The sequence below is a fragment of the Finegoldia sp. genome (assembly GCF_046991905.1).
Classification (GTDB): domain Bacteria; phylum Bacillota; class Clostridia; order Tissierellales; family Peptoniphilaceae; genus Finegoldia.
This window is the reverse complement of sequence record NZ_JBKWZF010000042.1, coordinates 1-12,117: the sequence shown is the minus strand read 5'-3', so window position 1 is coordinate 12,117 and position 12,117 is coordinate 1. Positions and strand designations below refer to the sequence as shown.

The 12,117-nt window shown below is 31.7% G+C and carries 14 protein-coding genes; all 14 read left to right on the top strand.

From position 1 onward, the window contains the following. The coding region (locus ACLUJM_RS10840) for a hypothetical protein (RefSeq protein WP_412412809.1) at nucleotides 1-188 on the top strand (188 nt) is incomplete at its 5' end. Nucleotides 189-411: 223 nt separating this feature from the next. Then, on the top strand, nucleotides 412-1,065 hold the full coding sequence (locus ACLUJM_RS10835; RefSeq protein WP_294684114.1) for a thioredoxin family protein: 654 nt from the start codon (nucleotides 412-414) through the stop codon (nucleotides 1,063-1,065). Continuing rightward, entirely contained in the window at nucleotides 1,058-1,741 is a 684-nt protein-coding gene (locus ACLUJM_RS10830) for a cytochrome c biogenesis CcdA family protein (protein ID WP_294684113.1), read from the top strand. Before ACLUJM_RS10835 ends, ACLUJM_RS10830 begins: the two co-directional genes overlap by 8 nt. An 11-nt stretch (nucleotides 1,742-1,752) precedes the next feature. Further along, complete coding sequence (gene rho, locus ACLUJM_RS10825; protein ID WP_294684112.1) at nucleotides 1,753-3,069, top strand: transcription termination factor Rho; 1,317 nt, start codon at nucleotides 1,753-1,755, stop codon at nucleotides 3,067-3,069. A 100-nt stretch (nucleotides 3,070-3,169) separates the two neighbouring features. Further along, complete coding sequence (rpmE, locus tag ACLUJM_RS10820; protein WP_002836835.1) at nucleotides 3,170-3,373, top strand: 50S ribosomal protein L31; 204 nt, start codon at nucleotides 3,170-3,172, stop codon at nucleotides 3,371-3,373. 78 nt (nucleotides 3,374-3,451) lie between these two features. After that, a complete protein-coding gene (locus ACLUJM_RS10815; protein ID WP_412412808.1) occupies nucleotides 3,452-4,348 on the top strand; it encodes a DUF1385 domain-containing protein in 897 nt (298 codons plus the stop codon). Beyond that, entirely contained in the window at nucleotides 4,342-5,133 is a 792-nt protein-coding gene (prmC, locus tag ACLUJM_RS10810) for a peptide chain release factor N(5)-glutamine methyltransferase (protein ID WP_294684107.1), read from the top strand. The genes ACLUJM_RS10815 and prmC overlap by 7 nt, the downstream gene beginning before the upstream one ends. 2 nt (nucleotides 5,134-5,135) lie before the next feature. Then, a complete protein-coding gene (prfA, locus tag ACLUJM_RS10805) occupies nucleotides 5,136-6,203 on the top strand; it encodes a peptide chain release factor 1 (RefSeq protein ID WP_412412807.1) in 1,068 nt (355 codons plus the stop codon). Between the two features lie 86 nt (nucleotides 6,204-6,289). Next, nucleotides 6,290-7,537 (top strand): bifunctional folylpolyglutamate synthase/dihydrofolate synthase, encoded by a 1,248-nt coding sequence (locus ACLUJM_RS10800; RefSeq protein ID WP_294684059.1) that lies wholly within the window; start codon nucleotides 6,290-6,292, stop codon nucleotides 7,535-7,537. Next, entirely contained in the window at nucleotides 7,524-8,429 is a 906-nt protein-coding gene (murB, locus tag ACLUJM_RS10795; protein ID WP_412412806.1) for a UDP-N-acetylmuramate dehydrogenase, read from the top strand. Before ACLUJM_RS10800 ends, murB begins: the two co-directional genes overlap by 14 nt. Continuing rightward, nucleotides 8,419-9,168: a PHP domain-containing protein gene (locus ACLUJM_RS10790; protein ID WP_294684062.1), complete on the top strand. Its 750-nt coding sequence runs from the start codon at nucleotides 8,419-8,421 to the stop codon at nucleotides 9,166-9,168. The genes murB and ACLUJM_RS10790 overlap by 11 nt, the downstream gene beginning before the upstream one ends. Nucleotides 9,169-9,176: 8 nt before the next feature. Continuing rightward, complete coding sequence (gene rapZ / locus ACLUJM_RS10785; protein ID WP_294684063.1) at nucleotides 9,177-10,034, top strand: RNase adapter RapZ; 858 nt, start codon at nucleotides 9,177-9,179, stop codon at nucleotides 10,032-10,034. After that, nucleotides 10,003-10,989, top strand: a complete 987-nt coding sequence (locus ACLUJM_RS10780) for a gluconeogenesis factor YvcK family protein (protein ID WP_294684065.1) — start codon at nucleotides 10,003-10,005, stop codon at nucleotides 10,987-10,989. Before rapZ ends, ACLUJM_RS10780 begins: the two co-directional genes overlap by 32 nt. A gap of 1 nt (nucleotide 10,990) precedes the next feature. After that, a complete protein-coding gene (locus ACLUJM_RS10775; protein WP_294684067.1) occupies nucleotides 10,991-12,019 on the top strand; it encodes an L-threonylcarbamoyladenylate synthase in 1,029 nt (342 codons plus the stop codon). The last annotated feature ends 98 nt before the right edge of the window (nucleotides 12,020-12,117 follow it).

Below are 12,117 nucleotides of genomic sequence, written 5' to 3'. Positions count from 1 at the left end.
TAAAATTTAATGATTTCAATCGCTCAGCCTCACTTCAGAAATCTTCTTTTAGAAAAAGTAATGAAGATTTCCTCGTTCGAAGCTTCGCTCATGAAAACATTAAATTTTCTATGGTGATATTCTTAGCTTCGATTGTTTGCTCTAAGATTTCGTTAGGTTGGGGGTTGCAAGATATGGATAAAAAATAATTCAGAGAGTTCGTTAGAAAAGAGGTTCTAGATAAAGAATTACAATGGTTCAATCATTTCATTAGACAAGAGTAGCAGGACACGGAAAGATCAAATTCACAATAAATATCTATTGCCAATACTTGATATTTATGGATAAAATTCCAAGTGTGATTACTAAGGTGTAAATTAAAACACAAGTTTGATATAATAGTAGAGTAAATCAATAGATATTTGCGGATGAATGATTGAATATAGAAAGGAAATAGTTATGAAAAATAACAAATCAAAGGTTATTTTAGTTGTTTCATTTATTGTAATTGCAGTGGCTGTGATGTTTTTTATAAAGAATAAGCCGGTTATGCATATTAATAGTGCAAGTAACTCTAATAAAGCTAAGACAGAGGAGTCTGTTAATAATAGTAATTCAAATGGAGAAGATACTACTAATTCTTCAGATTTGAATAGCTTCAAGGAAGCTTATAATGAAGTTGACAAGGAAGATGTTTTATTTGCTGGAAAGGATGCTGGATTTGAGAAGTTCTTCTCTTATGACAAGCCTATTTTTGTGAATTTTACATGGATAGAATGTTCTCCTTGTAAGGAAATGGCTCCATATATTGACAATACTTTCAATATGTTTAAGGGTAAGGCAGTTATAAAAGATGTTGAAGTTAATGTGAACAATGATTTTGCATCACAAGCAGGGATTAGAGTGACTCCTACACAAATTTTTATTCCACATAAAGAGGATTTTAAGTTTTCTGATAAGGCTAAAAGTGTTATGGATGAGTATTTCCAAGAGGTTACTGTTAATGGTAAAAAAGGATATATTCACGAGGGTTTGTTGAAGGAAAATGAATTAGAAATTTTGATTACGGATATGATAAATGGATAGTATATTACAATTTTTATCGAAAATAGTCAAGGACTATGTTTATTTGGCGCCTATTATTTCTCTTGTGGCAGGTATTTTGACAAGTTTTCTTCCTTGTTCATTGCCTATGATTCCGATTATTATAGGATATTTGTCGGGAAATAATTACGATAAGAAAAAATCTTTTAAGGTGGCTTTGTTATTTAGTTTAGGTAGTATTTTGGTTTTCACTATCTTTGGAGTAACGGCTGCTTTGGTTGGAAAGATTTTGAATCAATTTAGTAGATTATTTTATATTATTGTCGGAATACTTTTAATTCTTATGGCTTTTCAAAATTGGCATGTTATCAAGATTATTAGTCTCAATAAGTCCAGTAAGATTACAAAAACTGGACTTGTTGGGGCATTTATGGCTGGTGTTATCCAAGCTATTTTTGCATCTCCATGTTCAACACCTGTTTTGGTTTCGTTGATGGCTATTGCGGCTAATACTAGAAATATTTTGTTTTCTATTGTATTATTCGTGTTTTATGGTATAGGAAATTGCTTTTTGGTATTTATGTCTGCTTTACTGATGGGTAAAATTGAAGAAATTATTCAAAATGATTCATACACTAAGATTTCTAAGATAATTGAAATAGTTCTTGGAGCGGTTTTGATGTTGTTTGGATTGTATTTCTTGTACCAAGGAATTTAGGGGGTTATTGATTGGAAAAGAATGTATTAGAATCAAAAAAATTACAAGATTTAAAGATTATTGCTAAGGCTGTAGGAGTTGCGGGAATTAGCAAATACAATAAACAAGATTTGATTGAGGAGATTATTAGTCAAGTTAATATCAACGAGAGAAACAATTCAAACGAAGATTACGATGATTCTTCTTCTAGTGATGATAAGGATTTGAAGGATCCTTTAAAAGTTGAAGGAATTTTGGATTTGCACGAAAATGGATATGGATTTTTAAGGTCTGAAGGATACGATTCAGGAGAAGACGATGTTTACGTTCCTCCTGTTCAAGTAAGAAGATTTAAGCTTAAAACTGGTGATTTTGTTGAAGGATTATCTCGTGAGAAAAAGGACAAAGAAAAATTCAATGCTTTAATTTATGTTAATCGCGTGAATGGTGATACTGTTGAAAATTTGAGAAATAGACCTGATTTTGAAAACTTAACTCCAATTTATCCAAGAGAAAGATTGACTTTGGAAAGAGAATCGAACAATGTATCCATGAGAATTATGGACTTGATAAGTCCAGTTGGAAAGGGTCAAAGAGGATTGATAGTAGCATCTCCAAAGACTGGAAAGACAACTTTGCTTAAAAATATTGCTAATTCCATCAGGAAAAATTACCCAGAAATTCATGTGATTGTTTTGCTGATTGATGAAAGGCCAGAAGAAGTTACTGATATGAAACGTTCTGTTTTAGGAGCTGATGTAGTTGCGTCTACTTTTGATGAAATGCCACAAAATCACATTAGAGTTGCAGAGATTGTGATTGAAAGAGCTAAGAGACTGGTTGAACACAAAAAAGATGTTGTTATATTGGTAGATTCAATTACAAGACTATCACGTGCATATAATGTTACCAGTCCCTATTCAGGAAAGACGTTATCAGGTGGACTTGATCCATTAGCGTTAAATGGTCCGAAAAGATTTTTCGGTGCTGCAAGAAATATCGAAGAAGGAGGTTCCTTGACTATTCTAGCTACGGCTTTGATTGAAACAGGTTCTAAAATGGATGATGTTATTTTTGAAGAGTTCAAGGGCACTGGAAATATGGAAATAAAATTGGATAGAAGTTTGTCTGAACAGAGGGTATTTCCTGCGATTGATTTAAATAAATCAGGAACAAGAAAGGACGAATTACTTCTTACGAAAGATGAATTGTCTGCGATTAATAAAATTAGAAAACAGTTAAATTCACAAGAAAATAAAAATATTGCTGACCAAATAATAAGAATAATTAAGAATACAAAAACAAACAAAGAGTTCGTAAAATCAATAAATGATTTGCAAAATTTGTAAAGAAATTTATAACTAAATATTCAAATTTTGTAGACAAGTTCATACTCATGTGTTATAATAGGTTAGTCGAAAATAATTATGAGAAAAACGAGGTGATAATATGAAAAAAGATTTACATCCAGAATACCACGAAGCTACAGTAACTTGCGCTTCTTGTGGCAACACTTTTAAAGTAGGATCTACTAAAGAAAACATAAACGTTGAAGTTTGTAGTCAATGTCACCCATTTTATACAGGACGTCAAAGATTTGTAGAACATGGTGGTAGAGTAGAAAAATTCAAGAAAAAATACAACATGGATTAGCATTTTTGCCAGTGCCTTTTTGGTGCTGGTATTTTTGTGTTAAAAATTAGATAATAAAAGATGAAAAGGTAAATTGAAATGAAAAAAACTACAATTGGAGGACAAGCTTTGATTGAAGGAATACTCATGAGAGGTCCTTCAAAGTATTCGATAGCTGTTAGAAAACCCGATCAAGAAATTGATTTGGTTGTAAAAAATCTCGAAAACAATAAAATAAATTTAATGAAGATTCCTTTTATTAGAGGGGTTGTGAGCTTGTTTGATTCGATGAAGTTGGGTATGGATGCGTTAATGTATTCGGCAAGTTTTTACGAAGATGACAGCGAAAATTTCTTCGATAAACATTTTAAAAACAATGCTCGAAAAGTAGAAAATGTGTTTTCTATAATCGCATCAGTAGCATTGGCATTATTGTTTTTCTTTTTTATTCCGACTTTTTTTACTTCATTTGTCAGTCTAACTCATTCATCTTTTAGTTTCAATTTAATAGAAGGATTGATACGAATAATAATATTTTTCGCATATCTTTTTATTGTGTCGCACTCAAAAGATATGAAGAGGGTATTTGAGTATCACGGAGCTGAGCATAAAAGCATTTATTGTTATGAAAAAGGGATGAATTTGACTGTTGAAAATGTGAGAGAACAAAGCAGACTTCACCCAAGATGTGGTACAAGTTTTTTATTCACAGTGATGATTATTTCTATTTTGGTTTTGGGTTTAGTTGGATGGCCAAATCCTTTGATGAGAATGTTGTATCGCATTGTGTTGCTGCCTGTGATTGTGTCGATTTCTTATGAAATTAACAGATTAATTGGAAAATACGACAATAAATTAACAGCACTTCTAGTAAAACCGGGTCTTTGGGTTCAAAAGTATTTTACAGTAAGAGAGCCTGACGACAAGATGATAGAAGTTGCTATATTGGCACTTAAAAGTGTTATTCCAGAAAAAGAAGATGAAGATTTATGGTAATCAAGGATATTTACAGTTTATTCGACAAATCTGATTGTCTGATGATTTTGGAAAAATTATATAACTATAGTTTTTCTGATTCTATTATTCATTCGAATGATGAGATTAATGAGAATGATGAGAAAATAATTTTAGAATACAAAAGACTTTACGATGAGGATATTCCAATCGAATATATACTTGGGTTTAAGTACTTTTACAATAGAAAGTTTTATACAGATCCTGATGTTTTAATTCCAAGATTTGATACTGAAATTTTAGTAGATGAAATAATCAAGACTAATCGTAAGTTTGACAATATACTTGAAATCGGAATTGGATCTGGGATAATATCAATCACTTTGAATTTGGAATTGGATTCAAAAGTTTTGGGAGTGGATATAAACAAAAAGGCTATTGAACTTTCCAAGAAAAATGCAGAGAGTTTGAATGCTACTGACGTTGAGTTCATATATTCTGATTTGTATGAGAATGTGAATTCTAAGTATGATTTGATTGTATCCAATCCACCTTATATAGATAAAGAAAATTTCAATTCACTTGAGACAAAGATTTTAAAAGAACCACGATCTGCACTGTTTGGTGGAGATGATGGACTGTATTTTTATAGAAAGATAATCAACAAAGCTTGTGATTATTTAAATGATGATGGTATGCTCGCTTTTGAAATAGGTTATAATCAAAGAGAGAGTATATTTAAAATTTTAGATGATAACAGATTTAATAATCACTACTGCGTTAAAGATTTTAATGGTTTTGATAGAGTAATAATTGCGAGGAGGTAATTATGTTTGAAAATTTGGATAGTGTTGTAGATAAGTTCAAAGACTTAGAAGTTAAAGTCGCTGATCCTGAAGTTATCGCAGACATGGAAAATTGGACGAAATTAATGAAAGAACATGCTGATTTAGAACCAGTTGTTAATAAATATTTATCATACAAAGATAACTTGAAGAATTTGGAAGAAGATAAGGAAATGTTGGGGTCTACTGGAGATAGTGAAATGGAAGAACTATTAAAAGAAGAAATAGCAACATTAGAAGAACAAATAGTTGCAGATGAAGAAGAACTTAAGATTTTGTTATTGCCAAAAGATCCTAATGATGAAAAGAACGTATTTATTGAAATCAGAGCTGGTGCTGGTGGAGATGAAGCTGGGTTATTCGCAGGCGAACTTTTGAGAATGTATCAAATGTATTCAGATAAGAAACGCTGGACTACAGAAGTTATGGATATCCAACAACAAGGTGTTGGTGGTATTAAAGAAGTTGTAATGATGGTAAAAGGTAAGGGAGCTTATTCTAGATTAAAATACGAATCTGGAGTTCACAGAGTACAAAGAGTTCCTCAAACTGAAAGTTCGGGAAGAATTCACACTTCAACTGCGACAGTTGCTGTGTTGCCAGAAGCAGAAGATGTAGATGTCAAAATCGAACAAAAAGATTTGAGAATTGATGTGTTCAGAGCAAGTGGTAATGGTGGACAATGCGTAAACACTACTGACTCTGCAGTTAGAATAACACACATTCCAACTGGTTTAGTAGTAACATGCCAAGATGAGAAATCCCAAATCAAAAACAAAGACAAAGCTATGAAAGTTTTAAAATCCAGATTATTCGATATGATGGAAGAAGAAAAGAATAAAGATAGGGCAGATGCTCGTAAATCTCAAGTTGGAACTGGAGATCGTTCTGAAAGGATTAGAACTTATAACTTCCCACAAGGAAGAATCACTGATCACAGAATCAACAAAACAATATTCCAATTACAAAATTTCTTAGATGGTGACATCGAAGAAATGATCGATGATTTGACAAGCTATGATCAAGCTGAAAAACTAAAAATGATGAATTAAAATAAACTCGAGCGTAACGGCTCGAGTTTTTTATATTGGCCTAGTAATGATATAATTAAGTATATATTAAAATTTAGGAGATAGAAATGAATAGCGAAGAAATTTATGAATATTTAGATAAAATTGGAAGAGATGGTTATAAATTAGGATTGGATAGAATGCAAAAAACTTTGAAAATTTTAGGCAATCCAGAAAAAACTTTCAAAATAATCCATGTTGCTGGAACTAATGGGAAAGGTTCCACATCTACGTTTATTTATCAAACACTAAAGGAACATGGATATAAGACAGGACTTTTCACATCACCTCATATTATTAATTTTTACGATAGAATTAAAATCGACAAAGAAATTTCAGAAGAAGATTTCATGAGGATTTTTGAAATTATCAAGAACACTATCGAAGATAATGATATTAAGGTGTCTACGTTTGAATTTATAACTTTGTGTGCAATTTATTATTTTGCAGAACAAAAATGTGAATATGTTGTACTTGAAGTAGGAATGGGTGGAAGACTTGATGCTACAAATGCTACAGATGAAACTTTATTGTCCGTAATTACAAAAATTGGATTAGACCACCAAGAATATTTGGGAAATACTTTGGAAGAAATAGCTTATGAAAAAGCTTGTATCATGAAAGAAAATGGTAGATGTGTGGTTTATGATCAACAAGAAAGTGTATTAGATGTGTTCAGAGAAGTTGCAGAGGAAAGAAACAACAAGTTATATATTTGTGATTTCAATGAAGCCAAAAATATAGAAATAAATGCAACACACAACTCTTTTGATTGGAAAAACTTACACATTGAAACTAGATTAGTGGGAAAATATCAATTATTCAACGCACAGTTAGCACTAAGTGCAATTGATGTTTTAAGAGATGAGCTCGATTTGTCTGATGAAGATATCATCAAAGGTTTTAAGAATGCGTATATTCCAGCGAGATTTGATGTGATTAGACACAATCCTACAGTAATTTACGATGGTGGACACAATGCGGATGGTGTAAAAGCATTGAAATCATCAATAGAATCTGTTTTTGGAGATAAGAAAATAGTATTTGTTTATGGAGTATTGAAAGACAAAGACTACGATGAAGAAATTAAATTAATTCACGAAAATGCAAAGGCATTTGTAACATTTACTCCAGATTCACCAAGAGCATTGAAAGCAGAAGATTTGAAAAAACAAATCGAAGCCTACAGCGATAATGTTGTCGCAAAACCAAATGTAAATGACGCCGTGGATTATGCTATTGAACATTTCAAAGACGATGTAATTATAATTTTTGGAACGTTGTACAGTGCGGAGCAAGCTTATGAACATTTATAAAAAAGTTTTTGATGGTAAAAATATCGGAGAAATTTTATACGATGAGCCAATGAAAAATCACACTACTTTCAAAATTGGAGGTAGCTGTGATGTTATGATATTTCCTAAAAATGAAGAACAAATAATAAATGCCATTCAATTAATAAAACAAAATGATTTTGCTTACAGGATTATAGGTAATGGATCGAATCTGTTAGTTAGCGATGAAGGCTTGAGAGAAGTTGTAATTAAATTACACGATAATTTCAACGATATGAAAATTGAAGGTAATATTTTAACTGCAAAATCAGGGGCGTTATTGAGCGCTGTTAGTAAATTAGCTATTAACAACTCCTATGCTGGGTTTGAAGCTGTTAGTGGCATACCTGGAGACATTGGAGGGGCAATTACAATGAATGCAGGTGCATACGGAACAGAAATGAAAGATATTGTTCACAGAGTTAAGGTTATTGATACAGATTTGAATGTAAAATATTTTAATTGTGATGAGATGGATTTTTCCTACAGACATTCAAGAGTTCAAGATGAAAAATTAATTGTCTTAGAAGTTGAATTTTTGTTAAAAAAAGGTGACCAAGAGGAAATCTTCAGAAACTATCATGAATATACTGAAAGAAGAACTTCAAAACAACCGCTGGAACTTCCTTCTTGTGGGTCTGTATTTAAAAGACCTGAAGGCTATTTTGCTGGACAATTAATAGATGAAGCTGGTCTTAGAGGATACAGATACAATGATGCGATGGTTAGTGAAAAACACTGTGGATTCATAGTAAATGTTGGTGAAGCAAAATGCTCCGATGTTGTAGCTGTTATAGAACATGTGCAAAAAGTTGTAATGGACAAATTTGATGTCAAATTAGAACCAGAAGTGAGAATTATCGGTGGAAAATAAAATAAAATTAACCAGAGAATATCACGTTCATTCCGTTTATAGTCGTAACAATCATGGAAAAAGTACGATTGAAGAAATCGTAAAAGAAGCTAGAAATAAAAATTTAAAAACAATTAGTATAACAGATCATGGCCCAGGTCATATGATGTATGGAATTAAAAGAAAACTAATTCCACAACAAAGAGAAGAAATAGACAGATTAAAAGAAAAATATGACGATATCGAAATATTAATGGGAGTTGAAGCCAACGTTATCGGATATAACGGCGAGATAGATATCAGAGAAGATGAGAAGAAATATTTTGATTTCATAAATCTTGGATTTCATGATGGTGTAAAATTTGTAGATAAGAAATCTTTTTACAATTATCACGTTTTAAAAAGAATGAGTTGGATGGGAAAATCTGTAAGAGAAAAAATGATAAATTTGAATACGAATGCTATGGTAAAAGCATTGGAGAATAATGATATTTTCATAATAACACATCCTGGAGATAAAATAGATGTGGATATCGAAAAAATCGCACAAACATGCGAAAAAACAAACACAGTTATGGAAATAAACAATCATCATCCACACTTGTCCGTAGAAGAAATCAAAATTTCTTCACATTATAATGTTAAATTTAGTTTAGGAAGTGATGCTCATCACAGAAAAAATATTGCAAATGTGAATGACAGCATCGAAAGAGTAATTGAGTCAGGGTTGGATATTAGTAGAATTATAAACATCGATTAGGAGAATTCATGGAAGTTGTAATTATCACAGGAATGAGTGGAGCAGGGAAAACTGCTAGCAGCGATATTTTCGAAGATTTGGGATATTATACACTGGATAATATGCCACCGTCTTTGTTATTGAGTTTTATTGATTTGACAACTAAAAGCAAGAAAAAAATAAATAAAATTGCTTGTGTAATGGACATCAGAGGTGGAGAGTTCTTCGATGATTTGATGAAGTCCATCACACTTTTGAAAAGCCAAAGTATAGATGTCAGAATCTTATATCTAGATGCTTCTGATGCGATTCTAATAAGAAGATACAAAGAACACAGAAGGCCACACCCATTAGCAATTAATGGTAATATTTCCCAAGGAATAGCTAATGAGAGAGAACTTCTAAGTGAAGCAAGAAATGCAGCTGATTTTATTATTAACACATCGAATCTAACATTAGGAGAATTGAGAAGAAAAATTTTATCTGCATTTTCACTTGAAAATGTCGACACAAGACTTGCGATATCTGTGGTATCTTTTGGTTTCAAACATGGAATTTTATTGGATGCGGATTTGATATTTGATGTTAGATTTCTTCCAAACCCTTATTACATTGAGGAATTAAAAAAATCATCCGGTCTTAACACGAATATTAAAGAATATGTGTTTGGATTTGATGAAACAAATGAATTTTTAGATAAATTATTGGATATGTTGGAGTTTTTGATTCCAAAATATGCAAAAGAAGGAAAAACAAACTTGGTTATAGGAATAGGATGCACCGGCGGAAAGCACAGGTCCGTTGCAATAGCACAAGCTTTGACTGAAAAGCTTGAAGGAAATGGAGAAAAAGTTTATGTATCCCACAGAGACCAAAAATTTTGGTAAAAAAATCGTAACAATAGGTGGAGGAACAGGTAATTCAATTTTATTAAGAGGCGTAAAAAACTTCACTTCAAATATAACGACAATCGTAACAGTGGCTGATGATGGAGGAGGAAGTGGAGTATTACGAGAAGATTTAGGAATGCTTGCTCCTGGAGATATTAGAAACTGTCTAGTAGCACTTGCTAATACAGAACCTACCATGGAAAAATTAATTAATTATAGATTTACAAACGGTCAATTAAAAGGACAAAGCTTGGGAAATTTATTAATCGCCGCCATGAATGATATTTGCGGTGATTTTGATGAAGCCATAAAAGAAATAAGTAATGTACTTGCTATTACTGGTAAAGTTTTGCCGATGACATTGGACAATGTCAAATTGTTCGCTGAATTGGAAGATGGATCGACAATTGAAGGCGAATCCAATATCACATTTTTGAATAGAAAAAATGGTGGTAAAATCAAAAGAGTTTTCACATCTCCAGAATTACTACTTCCATTAAAAGAATCCATCGACAGTATAATGGATGCTGATATTGTACTTTTAGGTCCAGGTTCTTTGTACACATCTATAATACCTAATTTGTTAGTCAGAGATATTTCACAAGCATTGCAAGAAACAAAAGCAGATGTTGTTTATATATTAAATATCATGACTCAGCCTGGAGAGACAAATGGTTACAGCGTTACAGACCATGTAAATGCTATAATTGACCATGCGAATTCGAATATAATCGATAAAATTGTGGTTAATTCAAAGGAAGTTGACAAATACGCAAAATACAGATATAAATCAATTGAAAATTCAACTCCTATATATATTACAGATTCTGATCGCGAGAATATGAAAAAATTAGGAATTGAAATCATAGAAGCAGATGTATGTGATATAAGCTATGATTATATAGTTCACGATTCAAATAAATTAATGAAAACTATATTAGAAAGATATTAGTATGAATACAATTATTGAAAAATTATACGAAACAAACAAAATACAAGCACTTGAAAAAGCGGCAGGTTTAATAAAAAATGGAAGCGTAGTGGCATTTCCTACAGAAACTGTTTATGGTTTAGGTGCAAATGGATTAGACGAAGAGGCTTGCAAGAAAATCTTCGATGTTAAAAGAAGAAAAAGAGATAATCCACTAATCCTGCACGTGACTAACGAAGAAATGGTTAGAAATTTATCGTCAGAAATAACAAAAGACCAAAAAAAATTGATGGATAATTTGTGGCCAGGGCCATTAACCATAATTTTCAAAAAAAGCGATAAAGTAAATGATGTTGTAAGTTGTGGAGGAGACACAGTAGCAATCAGAAATCCATCAGATGAAATCGCAAGGTTTTTGATAGATAAATCAAATTGTCCAATAGCAGCTCCGTCTGCAAATAAATCTGGAAGGCCATCACCAACAAATGCACAAGATGTTTACAGTGACATGGAAGGTGAGATAGAAATGATTTTGGACGGTGGAAGTTGCAACATTGGAATTGAATCAACAGTAGTTGATTTGACGGAAAAACCGTACACAATACTAAGACCTGGGTTTTACACAAAAGAAGATTTGGAAGAATATGTAGATGAGGTTGTATATGACAAATCATTAATAGATTCTAATACAATTCCAAAATCCCCAGGGCAAAAATATAAACACTACGCACCTAAAACAAAACTAATAGTAATCAAAGGAAACATGGATAACATACAAAATTATGTGGATAGTTTAGGAATAAAAACAGAAGATATTGGATTTATCCTATGTGAAGAAACAGCTGAAAATGTAAATTTCAAAAACGTAAAAATTATTTCAAAAAGAGATGATTATTTGAATTTTGCACATAACATATTCACTTACCTCAGACAATTAGATAAGTTTAATTACAAATTATTGATTTGTGAAGGGGTAAATGAACAAAAAATGGGTATAAGTATTATGAATAGGCTTAAAAAATCTTGTGCCAACAACATAGAAATAATTTAGTATGTTATAATAATAAGCATAAAGTTTATTTTATAGGAGGAAGTATGAGTAAAGTAACTGTATTTGATCATCCGTTGATTAAACACAAATTAACAATT

Coding starts and splice junctions, on each gene's coding strand:
- ACLUJM_RS10835 (WP_294684114.1), top strand. CDS start 412: ATGATTGAATATAGAAAGGAAATAGTTATGAAAAATAACAAATCAAAG.
- ACLUJM_RS10830 (WP_294684113.1), top strand. CDS start 1,058: ATGGATAGTATATTACAATTTTTATCGAAAATAGTCAAGGACTATGTT.
- rpmE (WP_002836835.1), top strand. CDS start 3,170: ATGAAAAAAGATTTACATCCAGAATACCACGAAGCTACAGTAACTTGC.
- ACLUJM_RS10815 (WP_412412808.1), top strand. CDS start 3,452: ATGAAAAAAACTACAATTGGAGGACAAGCTTTGATTGAAGGAATACTC.
- prmC (WP_294684107.1), top strand. CDS start 4,342: ATGGTAATCAAGGATATTTACAGTTTATTCGACAAATCTGATTGTCTG.
- prfA (WP_412412807.1), top strand. CDS start 5,136: ATGTTTGAAAATTTGGATAGTGTTGTAGATAAGTTCAAAGACTTAGAA.
- ACLUJM_RS10800 (WP_294684059.1), top strand. CDS start 6,290: ATGAATAGCGAAGAAATTTATGAATATTTAGATAAAATTGGAAGAGAT.
- murB (WP_412412806.1), top strand. CDS start 7,524: ATGAACATTTATAAAAAAGTTTTTGATGGTAAAAATATCGGAGAAATT.
- rapZ (WP_294684063.1), top strand. CDS start 9,177: ATGGAAGTTGTAATTATCACAGGAATGAGTGGAGCAGGGAAAACTGCT.
- ACLUJM_RS10780 (WP_294684065.1), top strand. CDS start 10,003: ATGTATCCCACAGAGACCAAAAATTTTGGTAAAAAAATCGTAACAATA.
- ACLUJM_RS10775 (WP_294684067.1), top strand. CDS start 10,991: ATGAATACAATTATTGAAAAATTATACGAAACAAACAAAATACAAGCA.